The 16,514-nt window shown below is 59.3% G+C and carries 14 protein-coding genes; 3 read left to right on the top strand and 11 right to left on the bottom strand.

Translation table 11 applies throughout. From position 1 onward, the window contains the following. Window position 1 precedes the first annotated feature (1 nt). The 10 genes from RDA78_RS23980 to ruvX all read right to left on the bottom strand — a co-directional run bounded on the left by RDA78_RS23980 (window position 2) and on the right by ruvX (window position 12,441). Window positions 2–748 (bottom strand): NUDIX hydrolase, encoded by a 747-nt coding sequence (locus RDA78_RS23980; protein WP_434052281.1) that lies wholly within the window; start codon window positions 746–748, stop codon window positions 2–4. Further along, a complete protein-coding gene (locus RDA78_RS23975) occupies window positions 745–1,215 on the bottom strand; it encodes a DUF983 domain-containing protein (protein ID WP_434052280.1) in 471 nt (156 codons plus the stop codon). Before RDA78_RS23975 ends, RDA78_RS23980 begins: the two co-directional genes overlap by 4 nt. Then, window positions 1,212–3,464: a ribonuclease R gene (gene rnr, locus RDA78_RS23970; protein ID WP_434056201.1), complete on the bottom strand. Its 2,253-nt coding sequence runs from the start codon at window positions 3,462–3,464 to the stop codon at window positions 1,212–1,214. The genes RDA78_RS23975 and rnr overlap by 4 nt, the downstream gene beginning before the upstream one ends. Window positions 3,465–3,526: 62 nt before the next feature. Continuing rightward, window positions 3,527–6,217, bottom strand: a complete 2,691-nt coding sequence (gene topA / locus RDA78_RS23965; protein ID WP_434052279.1) for a type I DNA topoisomerase — start codon at window positions 6,215–6,217, stop codon at window positions 3,527–3,529. 216 nt (window positions 6,218–6,433) lie between these two features. After that, window positions 6,434–7,573, bottom strand: a complete 1,140-nt coding sequence (dprA, locus tag RDA78_RS23960) for a DNA-processing protein DprA (RefSeq protein WP_434052278.1) — start codon at window positions 7,571–7,573, stop codon at window positions 6,434–6,436. Beyond that, window positions 7,570–8,235: a glycerol-3-phosphate 1-O-acyltransferase PlsY gene (gene plsY, locus RDA78_RS23955; RefSeq protein ID WP_434052277.1), complete on the bottom strand. Its 666-nt coding sequence runs from the start codon at window positions 8,233–8,235 to the stop codon at window positions 7,570–7,572. Before plsY ends, dprA begins: the two co-directional genes overlap by 4 nt. A gap of 156 nt (window positions 8,236–8,391) precedes the next feature. Next, complete coding sequence (locus RDA78_RS23950; RefSeq protein WP_434052276.1) at window positions 8,392–9,171, bottom strand: DUF3108 domain-containing protein; 780 nt, start codon at window positions 9,169–9,171, stop codon at window positions 8,392–8,394. A 396-nt stretch (window positions 9,172–9,567) separates the two neighbouring features. Further along, window positions 9,568–10,869 carry a dihydroorotase gene (locus tag RDA78_RS23945; protein WP_434052275.1) on the bottom strand — a complete coding sequence of 434 codons (1,302 nt, stop codon included), beginning with the start codon at window positions 10,867–10,869 and terminating at the stop codon, window positions 9,568–9,570. Between the two features lie 11 nt (window positions 10,870–10,880). Further along, window positions 10,881–11,837, bottom strand: coding sequence for an aspartate carbamoyltransferase catalytic subunit (locus tag RDA78_RS23940; RefSeq protein ID WP_434052274.1), 957 nt, complete (start codon window positions 11,835–11,837; stop codon window positions 10,881–10,883). Between the two features lie 118 nt (window positions 11,838–11,955). Beyond that, window positions 11,956–12,441 carry a Holliday junction resolvase RuvX gene (gene ruvX, locus RDA78_RS23935; protein WP_434052273.1) on the bottom strand — a complete coding sequence of 162 codons (486 nt, stop codon included), beginning with the start codon at window positions 12,439–12,441 and terminating at the stop codon, window positions 11,956–11,958. Between the two features lie 140 nt (window positions 12,442–12,581). Between ruvX and RDA78_RS23930 the strand changes: the two genes are divergently transcribed. From RDA78_RS23930 to RDA78_RS23920, 3 genes are all read left to right on the top strand, one after another. Continuing rightward, the gene (locus RDA78_RS23930) at window positions 12,582–13,286 is read left to right on the top strand and encodes a metal-dependent hydrolase (protein WP_434052272.1); all 705 of its coding nucleotides are present in this window, start codon (window positions 12,582–12,584) and stop codon (window positions 13,284–13,286) included. A gap of 59 nt (window positions 13,287–13,345) precedes the next feature. Next, window positions 13,346–13,831, top strand: a complete 486-nt coding sequence (locus tag RDA78_RS23925) for a cupin domain-containing protein (RefSeq protein ID WP_434052271.1) — start codon at window positions 13,346–13,348, stop codon at window positions 13,829–13,831. A 342-nt stretch (window positions 13,832–14,173) separates the two neighbouring features. Continuing rightward, window positions 14,174–15,097, top strand: coding sequence for a hypothetical protein (locus RDA78_RS23920; RefSeq protein WP_434052270.1), 924 nt, complete (start codon window positions 14,174–14,176; stop codon window positions 15,095–15,097). Between the two features lie 115 nt (window positions 15,098–15,212). Here RDA78_RS23920 and RDA78_RS23915 read toward each other — a convergent pair whose 3' ends face one another. Continuing rightward, window positions 15,213–16,409: a lytic murein transglycosylase gene (locus RDA78_RS23915; RefSeq protein WP_434052269.1), complete on the bottom strand. Its 1,197-nt coding sequence runs from the start codon at window positions 16,407–16,409 to the stop codon at window positions 15,213–15,215. Between the last annotated feature and the right edge of the window lie 105 nt (window positions 16,410–16,514).

Genomic DNA, 16,514 nt, shown 5'->3' with positions numbered 1-16,514 from the left:
TTTAGATCTGATCGCGCTTGAACGCACCCTTGCGGAAAAAGTAATAGGGAACCTCGGTGCCCGGTGAAAGATCCGGGTCTCTTGCAAGTCTGTCTTCAAGGTCGGTCAGGATTTTCTGGGTAATCAGCGGCAGCTCTTTTTCGCGCGCTTCCTCAAGTGTCAGCCAGGCGCAGTCTTCCAGTTCACCCGATGGGCCGGTGCCCTCCGGCAGTTTGTCTGCAACCGCATCCGACCAGACGGCCAGAAACCTTGTGTCGAAGCGCCGCGGCCTCTGAGGCGGTGTGATTGCCCTGGCGACCATGCGAAGGCCGCTCAGATCCGGCTGAATGCCTCTGTCGGCGAATGCTTCGAAACCCTTGCCGAGACGCAGGCCGGTGTTTCCTGACTTGCGGCCGACAAAAATACCGGCCTCTTCATAGGTTTCCCGGATAGCGGCCAGAGCAAAAGCCCGCACGCGAGCGGCTGACTTGCCGTTCTTCAGACCCTGGGAGAGTTTGGTTTCGACCGTCGGATGGTAGGGCAGAACGTTTGCGATGCGGCTGTCGCCCGGGTCGACGCGTCCGCCCGGAAAAACGAACTTGCCCGGCATGAACGTGTGCCGTTTGTGGCGCCGCCCCATCAAGAGGCGGACGGCCCCGCCGGCGTCACGATCCAGGATTAGAAGCGTTGCCGCGTCCTTGGGCCGGATGTAGGGAAAGTCCCCGGCTTTTTCGTCCTTTGCCAGCTGTTTTTCAAACGAACCCGTCATGTGATCCTTTCGGAAGGAGCGGGTGCGACCGGAAACTCGTCTTCAGACTCCGGATCGAAGCCGTGCATGTAAAGTGCCCACTGAAGTCCGACCAGAGCGCCCTTTATGGGGCGCATGAGCGCAAAGGAAAGCAGGAGTGTGAGTGGCAGCCAGATCGACATATGGATCCAGATTGCGGGCCGCCACATTACCTCGACGATCAGCAGAGCCGGAATGATGATATGCCCGACTATGGTGATTGTGAAATAGGGAGGAGCGTCATCTGCCCGCTGATGATGAAACTCCTCACCGCACTCGGAGCAGTGGTGGCGTGTTGTCAGGAAGCCATCGAACAGCCTACCGCGGCCGCAATTCATGCATGCGTTCCCGGCACCGCGCAGCATCGCCGGAATCACCGGCCGGCGCGGCTTCTCCGCGTGGTCTTCGGGGATTTCCACGTCATCCGTCAAATCGTATCGAACCGTCACCTGGGCCTCCTTCGGCTCGTCTTCTTCGTGGAGGCCTTCGCGCGCCCGCCTTTGGGAGGTCCGCGTCGTAATTTTGGAGCCGCTTTCCGGATCTTCTTGCCGGCGATGCGTCCGTGACTGAGCAACTCGAATGTGAGCGCTCCGGCGAACGGTGCTGCTTCCACAAGCCTGACTTCCACCTGATCCCCAAGTTGGTAAGTCTCGCCCGATTTGTCACCTACCAGTGCATGCGACCCTTCGTCGTAGCGGTAGTATTCAAGGCCAATCGTGGAGGCTGGAACGAAGCCGTCGGCACCTGTGTCTTGAAGCCGGATGAACAGACCGGACTTGACAACGCCGGCAACACGTCCCTGAAAAGTCGCCCCGATCTGGTCGCTCATCCACAGCGCGATCAGACGGTCGATCGTGTCACGCTCTGCCAGCATGGCGCGGCGTTCGGCTCCTGAAATTTCGGCACCGATCGCCTCAAGCTTGCTTTCAATGCCATCCGGCAGGCCGTCCTTGCCGAAGCCCAGTGCCGAAATGAGGCCTCTGTGCACGATGAGATCTGCATAGCGGCGGATTGGCGATGTGAAATGCGCGTAGCGCCGCAGATTGAGCCCGAAATGACCAATGTTCTGGGGCGTATATTCAGCCTGGGCCTGGCTGCGCAGAACCACTTCGTTGACAAGATTGGCCTGCGGCGTGTCCTTCACCTTGGCCAGAATGCCGTTGAAAACCGAGGGGCGCAGTCCGCCAGAAGACGGCAGCTTCATGTTCAGGGTCGAGAGAAACTCTTTCAGGCTCTCCAGCTTCTCCGGCGTGGATGCGTCATGAACGCGGTAGAGAAGGGGGCTCTTCTTCTTTTCCAGCGTTTCGGCCGCGGCCACATTGGCCTGGATCATGAACTCCTCGATCAGCTTGTGCGCGTCCAGACGTTCAGGAACATAGACGTGATCCACGGTTCCGTCGTCTTTCAGCTTGATCTTGCGCTCGGGCAGATCGAGTTCCAACGGTTCGCGCGCCTCGCGGCCTTTCTTGAGAGCCTCGTAAGCAGCCCAGAGCGGTTTCAGCACTCCGTCCACAAGCGTTTCGGTCTTGTCGTCCACAATCCCGTCGATGGCCTTCTGGGCCTGCTGATAGGAGAGCTTGGCCGCTGAGCGCATCAGCACGCGGTGAAAACTATGACCGGTTTTGCGGCCGGTCTTGTCGAAGATCATGCGCACGCCGAGGGCCGGCTTGTCTTCCTTTTCACGCAGCGAACACAGCTGGTTGGAAATGCGCTCAGGCAGCATCGGAATGACCCGGTCGGGAAAGTAGACCGAATTCCCTCTGATATTGGCTTCCCGGTCCATGGCCGAGCCCGGCGTCACGTAATGCGCAACATCTGCGATTGCGACATAAACCACGTGACCGCCGCTGTTCTCAGGGTCTTCGTCAGGCTCCGCATAGACCGCGTCGTCGTGATCCTTTGCATCTGGCGGGTCGATCGTGATCAACGGCACCTGCCGCCAGTCCTCCCGCTTGCCGAGTGTGTCTATGGGCCTTGACGCTTCGGCCTGGGCTTCGACGGCAGACGGAAAAACGTGGGGAATGCCATGCGACTGCAGCGCAATCTCCGAAATCGCCTTCTCCGAATTCATCGAACCGAACCGTTCGACGATCGAGGCGCGCGGATGCCCGAATCGGCCCGAGCGTGTTACCTGAACGCTGACGAGATCGCCATCATCCGCTTCCTTGAGGTCCGCAGGGTCGATATCCAGTTCCCGCTGCTTGCGGTCGATCGGTTCAAGGTAAGGAGGACGCTCGCCATCCCGCTTGCGGAAGATGCCCAGGATGGCACCTTGCTTCTTTTCAAGCACCTTGATGACGCGGGCAACGTGTTCTGCTTCCGGCCCGGCTTCTGCTTCCGTAAGGCGAATGAGGGCGCGGTCCCCGACGCCCGGCTGTGTTGCTTTCGTTTTGCCGCTCAGGACCAGAATGTTCGGCGGATCGCCTGCTTCCTCGTCCCAGTCGAGCGGCGCACCCAGAAGGTCTCCGTCGCTGTCGCGTCCGAACAGCCGCGCGACAAAGACCGGAGGCAAATCACCCGGGCGGATCATGCGTTTGTTGCGCTTCTCGATCAGGCCCTCTTCAGAGAGGTCCTTGAGCATTTTTTTCAGGTGAATGCGCGCGCCGCCGATGATCCCGAAATGACGGGCGATCTCGCGTTTGCCGGCTCGGCCCGGATTATCGGCAACAAAGGCGAGAATGTCCTCGCGTGAGGGCATCTCGCCGGGAACCTTCGCGTGTTTTCGTTTTGTATGCTTGCGCGTATTGATCCGTTTCGCGTTCAAGACGCGTCATCCCACGGAACGTCTTCGGACGATGCGTCGACCTCCGCCTTTTTCGAGGACTTGGCGGTCGTCTTCTTTGCGGCTGATTTGGCCTTTCCGTTTGCGGACGAGGCCTTTTTTGTTATCGACTTTTTGGCGGCCGCTTTCTTCTTTCCGCCGCCTTTTGCTGCCTTTGCTGCAATCAGTTCAAGAGCCTGCTCAAGGGTCACCGCCTTGGGATCGCTGTCCCGCGGCAGGGTTGCATTGATCTTGCCGTGTTTCACGTAAGGCCCGTAGCGGCCGTCATAGACGTTGACCGGTCCGCCTTCGTCGGGATGCTCGCCAAGCTCCTTCAGCGGCGTTGCGGCCGCACCTCTGCGTCCGCCGCCCTTGGCGCGTTTTTCCGCAAGTGCATCCACCGCCCGGTTGATTCCGACGGAAAAGACCTCATCCGGGGTGGAGAGGTTGGCATACGTTCCCTCATGCAGGACAAACGGTCCGTAGCGGCCGATCCCGGCCGTGATCATCTTGCCGTCTTCCGGATGGAGACCGACCTCGCGCGGCAGTGAGAGCAACTGCAGGGCCTTTTCCAGATCCATGTCCGGAGCGGACCAGCCTTTGGGCAGGGAGGCGCGCTTGGGCTTGGCTTCTTCCCCGAGCTGGACATAGGGTCCGAAGCGACCGTTGCGCAGCGACACATCCTGTCCCGTTTCCGGATCGGTGCCGAGCACCTTCGGACCTTCGTCCGCGTCACCGTCTTCACCGTTCGGCTTGCCGAGCTGACGGGTAAAGCCGCATTCCGGATAATTCGAACAGCCGATGAAAGCACCCCAGCGGCTGACCTTCAGCGACAGCTGACCGGTATCGCAACTCGGGCACTTGCGGGGATCGCTTCCGTCTTCTTTTGGCGGGAAGATATGCGGTCCGAGCAATTCGTTGAGAGAGTCGATGACTTCGGCAACACGCAGATCCTTGATGTCGTCCACCGAGCCTGAAAAACTCGTCCAGAAATCACGCAGCACATCAAGCCAGGAAAGCTCTCCGGCTGAGATCTTGTCGAGCTGTTCCTCGAGGCTGGCCGTGAAATCGAACTCGATATAGCGCCGGAAGAAACTCTCCAAAAACGCGGTGACGATCCGTCCCTTGTCCTGGGGAACCAGCTGTTTCTTTTCAAGCTCGACATAGTCCCGGTCGCGCAGGGTCTGAAGCGTGGAGGCATAGGTCGACGGGCGTCCGATCCCCAGCTCTTCCATCTTCTTGACGAGGCTGGCTTCGGTGTAGCGCGGCGGCGGCGTGGTAAAGTGCTGGTTTGCCTCGATCGGGTCCGATGATCCATCCACCGAAGTTGCGACAAGGGTTGCACCATTGTCGACGGCGGGCAGGCGTCTCGAGTTTTCGTCTTCCTCGTCGTCGCGTCCTTCCTGGTAGAGCGCGAGAAAACCGTCGAACCGGACCACGGAACCGGTCGCTCTCAGGTTGGCATTCTTTCCCGAGCCGCTGGCGACAATCTCGATCGTTGTGCGCTCCAGAACGGCGGACTCCATTTGGGAGGCCATCGTGCGTTTCCAGATCAGCTCATAGAGTCGCGCCTGGTCGGGATCGAGAAACTTGGCGACGTCCTTCGGCCGCCTGGCAAGGTCCGTCGGGCGGATAGCCTCGTGCGCTTCCTGGGCGTTCTTCGCCTTGGAAGAATAGGCGCGGGGCTTTTCGGGCACATACTTGTCGCCGAAATCCTGTGCGATCACGCTGCGCGCGGCGGCAATCGCCTCACCGGCAATCTGGACACCGTCCGTTCTCATGTAGGTAATGAGACCGGAGGTTTCCCCGCCGATGGAGATGCCTTCGTAAAGCTTCTGGGCCACCTGCATCGTTCTCGAAGCGGCAAAGCCGAGCTTGCGCGAGGCCTCCTGCTGCAGGGTTGATGTCGTGAACGGAGCAGCCGGATTGCGCTTTGCCGGTTTCGACGCAACGCTGTCGACCGTGAAACTCGCGGTTTCGAGCATCGACTTGATCGTCGTCGCTTCTGCCTCGTTCTTGATGTCGTGGCGACCGATCTTGCGGCCCTCGAAGCCCGTCACACCAGCCTGGAACGTGTCCCCGGCCGGGGTCTTCATGTTTGCGAAGATTGACCAGTATTCCTGGGGCTCGAAGATCTCGATCTCCATTTCACGGTCGCAGATCAGGCGGAGCGCCACCGACTGCACGCGTCCGGCGGACCGGGCGCCCGGCAGCTTGCGCCACAGGACGGGAGAGAGCGTGAACCCCACAAGATAATCAAGTGCGCGGCGGGCAAGATAGGCATCGACCAGGGGACCATCCAGCTGGCGCGGATTGTCCATCGCCTCAAGGATCGCCTTCTTGGTGATCGCGTTGAAAACCACGCGCTCAATCTGCTTGTCTTTCAACACGCGTTTTTTCTGCAGCACCTCCAGAACGTGCCAGGAAATCGCTTCTCCCTCGCGGTCGGGGTCGGTCGCGAGGATCAGGCGATCGGCTTCCTTGACCGCGTTGGCGATTTCCGAGAGCCGTTTCTGGGACTTGCTGTCCACCTGCCAGCTCATGGCGAAATTTTCATCGGGCAGAACCGAGCCGTCTTTGGGAGGCAGATCGCGTACATGTCCGTAAGAGGCCAGGACCGTGTAATCGGTGCCGAGATATTTGTTGATCGTCTTGGCTTTCGCCGGCGATTCCACAATAACGACGTTCATTCTTACCCAAATAATTTTGCCGGAAACGGAGCCCCCGCCCGGTGGAGAAGGAGAATTAAGGTGCGCAGACGATCACGGATCATGCGCCGCCTGTCAAATGGACCTTTGCGCGTCCGGGGTCAAGTGACCTCGCATTCGTCATAGTTTTCCACGGTTGAGTTGCCCACAGGGCATACACGCCTTAACTGCCCGAACACATGGCCGATCGGAACACGATTATCCCATGATCAGTGAAATCCTGTGCCCGGTGTGGCGCTCGAGCCGTCCGGCAAGCTCGAGTTCCAGCAGCACGACACTCACTGTTCGCGCATCGGCCTCGACAAAACGGATCAGTTCGTCGAGTTCCATCGGCGCCGGACCGAGTGCTTCCATGATCCTGGATCTCATGCCATCCACCGGCTCCTCCGGGTCTGCGTCCGGCCGTGGAGCGGGTTCTGCCAGCCCGCGAAAAAGCGGCAAGGCCGATCCGGTTTGTCCGGCCAACCCTTCCAGAACATCCCGAGCCGATCTTGCAAGGGTCGCGCCGTCACGGATCAGTCCGTTCGCGCCTTCCGACCGCGGGTCAAGAGGCGAGCCCGGCACCGCGTAGATGTCCCGGTTCTGTTCGAGCGCGTAGCGCGCAGTGTGCAGAGAACCCGACGCCTTGGCAGCCTCTATCACCACGACGGCGAGCGACACGCCTGAAATCAGACGGTTGCGCCTCGGAAAGTCCCTTCCGCGCGGTTTCCATCCAAACGGCATTTCACTGATGGCCGCACCTCCGGCGGCCAGGATTGCCGCAAGAAGACGGTCATGCTCGGGCGGATAAAGAACATTCAATCCGCCGGCAAACACGGCGAGCGTACCTGTCTGCAACGCCGCGTCATGTGCTGCGGCGTCGATGCCGCGCGCAAGGCCGGAGGCAATCGCAAATCCCTGTGCGCCAAGATCGCGGGCAAATCCGGCTGCGAGTTTGCGCCCGGAAAGAGACGCGTTGCGGGCACCGACAATTGCCGCCATTTGCGGATTGGCGGTGACCTTGCCCCCCTTGACCGAAAGCAGCGGGGGCGGACTGTCGATGTGCTTCAGATGAGGCGGGTAGTCGGCTTCGCCGAGGGCCACAAGGCGGGCATCGAAGCGCCGATGGGCCTCAAGTTCTTCGATTGCATCCTGTTCGGGACACAGGCGATAGCTTTTCTTGCCGCCCCGCCTTGAAAGCGCGGGCAGCATTTCAAGCGCCCTTTCAGCGGAACCGGCATGGTTCAACAGGTCGCGGAAAGTTGCCGGGCCTATGTTTTCGGATCGTATTAAACGCAGCCAAGCCAGACGCTGATCCTCGGTGAGGCTCAGTGTTTTATCGGGTTGGCTCGCGTTCATTTCCCTCCGCTGCTTGTATCAGGTTCGCCGGCCGGTGCCGGTTTGGATTTGGATCCGATCCGGCTCTCGTCACCTCGCAGCAATCTGCCGATATTCTCGTGATGCTTGATCCAGAGGAGGACGGTCATGAAGAGCGTCATTTCTGCAAGCTGAAAACGGCTCAGAACGAGATAGAGCAGAACCGGGGTCACAAGGCTCGCCGTCAATGCCGAGAGGGAAGAGTAGCGGAACAGGACCGCCATGCCGACCCAGATGCCGACGAAGATCAGGGCGGCCGGCCAGTACAGCCCGAGCAGGATGCCGATATAGGTCGCGACACCCTTGCCGCCCTTGAATTTGAGCCAGACCGGAAAGAGATGACCGAGAAACGCGCCAAGTCCGGCAACGAGAGCCATGTCCTGGCCGTAAAACGCGTTCGCCACCAAAACCGCGACGGTCCCCTTCAGCCCGTCTCCGAGCAGGGTCGCTGCGGCGAGCGACTTCCTGCCGGTTCGAAGAACATTTGTTGTGCCGATGTTGCCGGAACCGATGTTGCGGATGTCACCGAGGCCAGCCATCCGCGTGACGACAAGCCCGAAGGGGATCGAGCCCAGCAGATAGCCGAACGCAAGCGCGGCAAGGTAGTAGGGCCAGGCGAATTCCCAGCTGATCGGATCAGGCACGCGAATCTTCTCCCTTTCGCGCTTTGGCAAATTTCTGCGGCACTGTAACCGGCTGTCGGTGCGGATCAAGTCCCGAGATCGCGTGCGCCGCGCAACAGGTTTGTCGCGGTGGGTGGCATCGGCTGCTTGCCGTCCACTAAAGGTAGGCGTTGCCCATCACCCTTTCAGTTTGTATTTCTCCGCCTTGACGACAAGCGAACCGAACGGCGCCTTGATGCTTGCCCTGAGCGGTACAAGGTAGGGTTTATCGCCAACCGGCGCCAGCCAGATTTCCATTGACTTGTTCTTGGCAAGCTCCTGGATTGTCTTGCGCTTCGGACGATGCCCGGAAACCGGTTCATACCGGGCTCGGCACACAAGCACGTCGCCCTTGAAGCGGCCGTCAGACGTCTTGGCCTGCCGCTTCGACTTGTAGCTCAGGTGGACATTATAGCGTTCCTTGCCGTCGAAAAGTTCCAGCGTTCGGTTGCAGCTTTCCGGGGCGAGGCCCTTGGGTGCAGGAAAAACCGCTGCTGTCAGCGGGTCCAGAACATTCTTTAGATGATCGGATGTGACTTTGATCCGTTGGTTCATGCGGTCCTGCGGCGGGTTCACGGCGACTTTCTTGACGGTTCCCTTGCGCATTTGCATTGAGACGGTCCCGTTTTCGTCGTCGCTTTTGACTTTCAGGGCAAACTTGTTTGGTTGGAGCTTGCCGCGGGAGATGTCGCCGCGCACGTTCACCGACCCTTTTCCGTCCGACACGAGTTTGCCGAATGCTGCGGTTCCGCCGTCCGCGTCAATGGAGTAGGAACCGTCGTCGAAGTCGACGGACATGACGCCGGAACCGATCGGAAGTCCGACTGCGAAAAGCTTGTATTTCATGTAAAGATCGGCTGCCTGGGCCGGTCCGCCCGCGACCGCGGCCGCAAGAAGTATCAGGTAAAAGAGACGCATAAGATGATCCACTGGTTCCGTAGGATAGGCGCTGCGCGAACGAAAGCACCGCAGGTAACTGCATTGGATCGAACACTAATTCACCTGAACGCAGTCTGAATGCCCTAGGTGATGGACCCCTAAATGAGATTGTAATGGTTTGAGGCGGCTTGGTTCTCCTCAAGGCGCGGGCGCGCAGGAAATGTCCCTCAGTTTCAAGCCTCTCGCAACGCCGAGGAGGCGCAAGCCGGTAAAATCCGAAGGACATGGAAATGGCGTCACCCCGTGGCGTCAGCGTGCTTGACCGGGCAGAAAGCCCGCTCCGCACACGCTTCCTGACGGGATTTCGCCATTTCGCATGCCATTGCAGTGTCATTTATGGGTCCATCACCTAGGGCAAGGTCTCGTCGCCGCGCCTCAGGAATGGGCGAACACCGTCTTGCCTGCGACGACCGTGCGCAGAACCCGTCCCGAGAAGCGCGCATCCTCGAACGGCGAATTCTTGGAATGCGACCGGATGGCGCTTTTTTCCAGCACCCACGGGCGGTCCGGGTCGAACACGGCGATATCCGCAGGTGCGCCCTTGGACAAACGGCCGGTTTCCAGTCCGAGCCGGTCAGCCGGCTTGTGTGTCATTGCGCCCAACAGGGTGACAAGGTCAACCTGCTCGGAGTGAAACAGCCGCAGGGCCGCCGCCAACATTGTTTCAAGACCGATCGCGCCGTCTTCCGCTTCTGCCCAGGGGTGGCGCTTCGTTTCGACGTCCTGCGGATCGTGGTTGGAACAGATGATGTCGATAGTGCCGTCGGCAATTGCAGCGATCATCGCTTCACGGTCATCCTCGTCGCGAAGGGGAGGCGACATCTTGAAGAACGTCCTGTAAGCGCCGATGTCGTTCTCGTTGTGGGTGAGGTGGTTGATCGAAATCCCGGCGGTGATGTCCAGTCCCCGTTTCTTGCCCGTACGGATCACGTCAGCGCTGTCGGACGTCGAGATAAGGTTTGCGTGGTACTTGCCCTTGGACATGCCCACGAGACGCAGATCCCGCTCCAGCATGATGATCTCGGCTTCTCGCGGCACCCCGGAAAGACCTTTCCAGCTTGCATTCAGGCCCGCATTCATCACGCCTCCGGCCAGGTCCGGATCCTCGGTATGGTGGATGACAAGAGCGTCGAAGTCGCGCGCGTATGTCATCATGCGGCGCATGACCTGCGCGTTCTCCACCGACCTGTGTCCGTTCGTGAAAGCGACCGCACCGGCCTCTTTCAGTAGGCCGATCTCCGCCATCTCGGTGCCGTTCAGTCCCTTTGTCAAGGCGGCAAGTGGATGAACATTGACGACGGCCGTATCCCTCGCTCGGCGGAGGATGAAGTCGACCAGGGCCGGATCGTCGATAACCGGATCGGTATCGGGCATCGTGCAGATTGTGGTGACGCCGCCGGCGGCGGCCGCCTGTGACGCGCTCGCGAGCGTTTCACGATGCTCGGCACCGGGCTCTCCGACGGAAACGCACATGTCAATCAGGCCGGGACAGGCAATTGCTCCCTTGCAATCGACGATCTCCGCACCGTAGGGCGCACCCTGGTTGGCTGCTTCCGGACCTGCTGCCAGAATGGTGCCGTCCACAATGATGATCGAGCCCGGAGCATCCAACTCGCGAGCGGGATCAATTACCCTGGCGTTGGAAAGAACCAGCGGTCTGGGAGTATCGAGTGCCACAGGCTTTTCCTCTATTGATTGGGGAGATTGGCGGCCAGGGCCTCGAGGATCGCCATCCTGACGGCGACACCCATTTCAACCTGTTCCCTGATCAGGCTTTGAGGACCGTCGGCGATCGAGGCGTCTATTTCAACGCCCCGATTCATCGGGCCGGGGTGCATGACCAGAACATCGTTTCTTGCAACGGAGAGTTTTTCAGCGTCAAGACCGTAATAGCGATAGTACTCGCGTACCGAGGGGACGAAAGCGCCATTCATCCGTTCCCGCTGCAGCCGCAGCATCATGACGATGTCCGCATCCTTCAGTCCGGCGCGCATGTCGTTGAAGACTTCGACACCCATCTTCGCGATCCCGGAGGGCAACAGCGTCGTAGGTGCCACGACACGCACCCGCGCGCCGAGGGCGTTCAGGAGAATGATATTGGATCGGGCGACGCGCGAGTGCGCGATGTCTCCGCAAATGGCCACCGTCAGCCGGGCGATCTTGCCCTTGTGGCGCCGGATCGTGAGCGCGTCGAGAAGCGCCTGGGTCGGGTGCTCATGCGGTCCGTCGCCGGCATTGACGACCGAGCAGCCAACCTTGCGTGCCAGAAGGTGAACAGCGCCCGCAGCATGATGCCGGACCACCAGAAGATCCGGATGCATGGCATTGAGCGTTGCCGCCGTGTCGATCAGCGTTTCCCCCTTTTTCACCGAGGACTGGGACACGGCCATGTTCATGACGTCTGCGCCAAGCCGTTTGCCGGCAAGTTCGAAGGAACTCTGCGTGCGCGTGGAATTTTCGAAAAAGAGGTTGATCTGGGTCCGGCCCTCAAGCACCTGCTTGCGCTTGGTGACCTGCCGCGAAACCTCGACGGCTTCTTCGGCACGGTCCAGAAGGCCCAGAATTTCATGGGGGTGAAGCCCTTCAATGCCCAGCAGATGGCGATGGGGGTAGGGGCTGTCTCGATGGGTGTCTTTCGCGGTCATCGAGACCATCCCTATAGGGGGAATCGGCAATGTGCACAAGGCACGAATTCAACTCATGCCCGATGTCCACATGGGCGGGTGGTTCATCGGGGTTGCAAGGCGATTGTTACGCGACGCGTCAATCCTGGCTGGACATGAAGCCAAGGCGATCCAGAAAACCCTGCAGGATGAAGGCGGCGGCCATCTTGTCGACGACATCTGCACGCTTCGCACGGCTGGAATCGGCCTCCAGCAGCGTCCGCGTGACAGCGGCGGTCGACAGGCGCTCATCCCAGTACGTGATCGGAAGCTCGGTTTTCTGGGACAGGTTGCGGGCAAAGGCGCGCGTTGCCTGGGCGCGCGGGCCTTCGCTCCCGTCCATGTTCAGCGGCAGTCCAAGGACGATGCCGCCGACATTCTGTTTAGCGCAGACTGCAAGCAATTGCTCGGCATCGATCGTGAATTTCTTTCTGCGGATCGTATCCATTGGAGACGCAATACCGCGCCCGATGTCCGACAGTGCAAGACCGATGGTCTTGGTGCCGAGATCGAGCCCGATCAATCGGCTGTTGCTGGGCAGCGCCGATACGAAGTCTTCGATGGAAAGTGCGGGATCATTTGCCATTGGCGCGCTTTATCAGGACCGGGGTGAAAAGACCAGTTGGAACTGCCTATCGAAACCGCCGCCGGCAACAACCCTTTCTTGCACAAATGGGACCAGCGTCTAAACTTGAATTGCCAAAAGCGTTTGTGCTGGAGATTTAGATGAAACTCACCTGGTACGGTCATTCTGCCTTCAAGCTCGAATTCGCAGAAACCTCCATCATGTTCGATCCGTTCTTGAGCGGAAATCCGTCGTTTCCGGACAGTCTTGCGGTTGATCAGGTCACCGAGGGCGTGACGCATGTGGTGCTGACACATGGTCACGACGACCACATTGGAGATGCGATAGAGATCCTCAAACGGAACGGCGCTCAGCTGATTTCGAACTTCGAAATCTGCATGTGGGCGGGTAGGCAGGGTGTTGAAAACATCAACCCGATGAATTCCGGTGGCATGGTCGATACCGGAGCTTTCAAGGTGGCGCTGACGCGGGCCGATCATTCCTCGTCGAAGCAGACGGACGGGGAGGCGATCTATCTCGGCAATCCGCACGGTGTCATCATCGAAGTTCCGGGGAAGAAGGTGCTCTATCACATGGGAGACACTGACATATTCTCCGATATGGCGCTGATCAACGAGATCTATCGGCCCAAGATCGGAATCGTTCCGGTTGGTGACCGTTTCACGATGGGCGGTCGGGCTGCTGCCCTGGCCTGCACGAAGTTTTTCGATTTCGACACGATCGTGCCTTGTCATTTCGGGACATTTCCGATCATCGACCAATCGGCCGAGGCATTCGAAACCGCCATGGGGCCGGAAGCGGCGAAGGTGAACACATTGACGCCGGGTGCGAGCATCGAGGTATGAACAGGGAAATTTGCCGGGACCGCTCACGGTGCTTTGGAACTCTGGCTGCGTGCTTTGTGATGCTCGCGTTTGTAACCGGTTGGCCCGCATATGCAACCGAGGCAACGGCGATACCAGCGGAAAAACCGGCCGCCCCTTCCGCGGTTGCGGCACCGGAAACCGGTTCATCGCAGGAACCCTATGAAAAGGTGCATGAAGTCTTTTCCGGCAATCGGACCATCGCTGGCGAGAAGATCACTTTTCCGCAGAAGAATGCGTCGGTAAGAGCAATCGTCGTGACACTGGAACCAGGTGAGACGACGGCCTGGCATCAGCACGGCGCGCCGCTCTTTGCCTACATTCTGCAAGGTGAAGTCACCGTTTTCTACGAAGGGATCGGCGACAAGGTCATTCGGCAGGGAGAAGGCGTGATGGAAGCCATGGCCGTGACGCACCAGGGACGGAACACGTCCGATGGCGAAACGCGCATCCTCGCCGTTTTCCTGCTGGGAGATGGCAGGGCTGCCGTTGTCCCTGAGGAAGCGCCTGCAACAAGCCTTCAATAAGACCGGCAGCAGCCGATCTGCGCAGGATGATCACACCGGACAGGACGGGTGTTTTCACTGCGCAATGCTCTGCGCCGTCCCCGCGGCGTGAAAACACCCGCAAACGAGACTTAAGCACTGTTCGGAGATGCCGATATCGTCTGTCTCGTCCGTGTTTTTACATAAGAGCGAAGGCGATTATTTGCTTTCTTAGAGAAACATGAAAAATTACTAATGTGAATCAGCGCTTTATGAAAAAAAATTCACAAGTAATTCCAGTTTCGCAGCTTATCTCTCTTTAGGAACGCGCCGGGCAGAAGGATGTGGTCCAACTCGGGCGCAGGCAACCAGGAGAATACGCTCGTGCACTTGGTCAAGTCGGACAGTCTCATTGAACGCGGTCTGGACGCTGCGAACTACAATATTTTTGAACAGAACAGGATCTGGGCGCGTTACGCGACCGAAAAGCCTAACGTCGCTGCAAGCCTTATGCGAACGATCCGGGCAATCCACATGAGGATGAAGGAAGAGAGGGACCTGTCCGCTCTGTCGGTCGGCGCTGGAAACGAACCGCAATTCCGTATACTCCAGGCCGCATTTCAAAAAGGTCTCTGGCTCTACGATGTTGATGGAGCAGCCCTGGCAACACTTCAGGAGCGCCAGACACGCCAACTGCTGGAAAACGTGCACCTCGTACAGGGTGACTACACGATCGATTTTCGCGACCGGGCCGCTGCGGGACGTGCCCGCGAAGCGCTGCTTGACGGTAGCAGGCAGGATCTCACCACCCTCCATCACAGCCTTTATTATTCAAATGCGGCCACCTGGCCCGGGCTGATGAAGGCGCTCTACGATGAGGTTCTGGCCCCAAACGGAGCGATTCACACGGTCATGATGTCAGCTCGGGAAACACGGCCTTACACGACCACGTGGCTGTACAACTTCTTTGCCAACAGGTTCTTCGGTGCTTCGACGGATCAGGATCTGCTCGGGCTCAGGCAGGAGCTATGCGACGTCTACTCCCTGAAGGATTGTGAAATCTGCACGGAGACGCGGCAGGTCCAGTTCTGGTCGGACGATTTCGATCTCTTCATGGCAGTGGTTTGGATGATCCTTCTCTATCCGCATGCACATAACTATACCTTGGAGCAGCGGATCGAGATCACCGAGTTTGTCATTGAGAATTTCTGGATCCCGAAAAGGCCGCTCGTTCAAACCCAGGACTATGTCACGGTGCACAAGCTTGGCCCATCACGAGCGGCGACTGTCTACCATCGCAGATACTGATCGCCGATGTGCCGACGCGGAGCAGAACCAGCCAGGAAAGTCATAGCCTGCGGACCAGCCCGCTTCTCGTGATCACAGGCCGAGGCGCAGGTGCGTATCCGCGCGCCTCCATTCCCTAAAGCTTGTTCAAGAGGGCAGGGGTCGGCCAGGCGTCTGCCGGCATGCCGAGCTTTTGCTGCATGTCCTGGACGGCACCGCGGGTTCCGGCTCCCAGGATGCCGTCGATCTTGCCGACGTCGTATCCTCTGCTTTGAAGCTTCGTCTGCAACTGCTTCATCTGGGCATCGTTCAGCCCCTGATCGGGGTTTCCAGCGTTGTAGCGTGGCGCGCCTGCAAGACGGGTTGCGAAATAGGCGGCGGACGTCGTGTAAATGAGCGACTGGTTCCATTCCAGGTAGATGTCGAAATTCGGATAGGCAAGGAACGCCGGCCCCTTGCGGCCTTGCGGAAGAAGCAGTGAGGCAGGCAGGTTGGGCGAGATCTGGCCCCAGCGCGGCTGAACGCCGAGCGCGGCCCATTGCGCGCCAGTCTTTGTCTTGCCGAGCCCCGTCTCAAACCAGTTCAGGTTCTGCGGCACCGTGACTTCCTGCAGCCAGGGTTCGCCCTGACGCCAACCAAGATGATTGATGAATGCGCCGGCGGTCAGGATTGCATCCGAGGCGCTCTGCTTCAGCTTGACATGTCCGTCGCCATCGCCATCGCGGCCGAATTTGATGATGTCTTCGGGCAGCATCTGTACCATGCCGATTTCACCGGCCCAGGCCCCGGTGGTCCCCTGGGGGTCGAGATCCCCGTTTTGCACCATTTCGATGGCAGCGATCAGTTGCGGACGGAAAAGCTCCGGCCTCCGGCAGTCATGGGCCAGCGTTGCCAGGGCATTGACCGTGTTGAAGTCGCCCTGAACCGCACCGAAATCGGTCTCCAGTGCCCAGAAAGCAGTGATGACCGGTGCCGGAATACCGTATTCGTTCTCCGTTCGCTGGAAGATGGCGGCATGTTTCTTCATGTTTGCCGCACCATTCTTCATGCGGTAGCTGGAGATGACCCGCTTGGAGAAGTCGAGGAAGGTCATCTTGAAAACGCCCTGGGCGCGGTCGCGCGACAGAACCTTCCGATCTATCTGGGCGCGCGCAAGGGTCCGGTCTGCCGCTTCTGCAGAAAGTCCCTTGGCAACGGCTTCCTGTTTGACACCGGCAAGGAACTGCCCGAAGTCACCGCCGCATTGTTGGGCCGATGCGGCGGACGTGAGAAGGCAAACGCCTGCGACGATACCGGTCGCAAAGGTGAGTGCGAAATTCTTGCGGCGGGTCATGGATGATCCTGTTGTTGCGATGTTGCGGCCAGATCCAGGTCGTCTGAAACTCTGGCGTAGTTGACTTCGCTTCGCCGACAACGTCAACCGGAACGGCAGGCGAAG

It is taken from the genome of Roseibium sp. (genome assembly GCF_051016195.1).
Classification (GTDB): domain Bacteria; phylum Pseudomonadota; class Alphaproteobacteria; order Rhizobiales; family Stappiaceae; genus Roseibium.
Note: the sequence above shows the minus strand (reverse complement) of the source record. Positions and strands in the feature narration are given on the sequence as shown.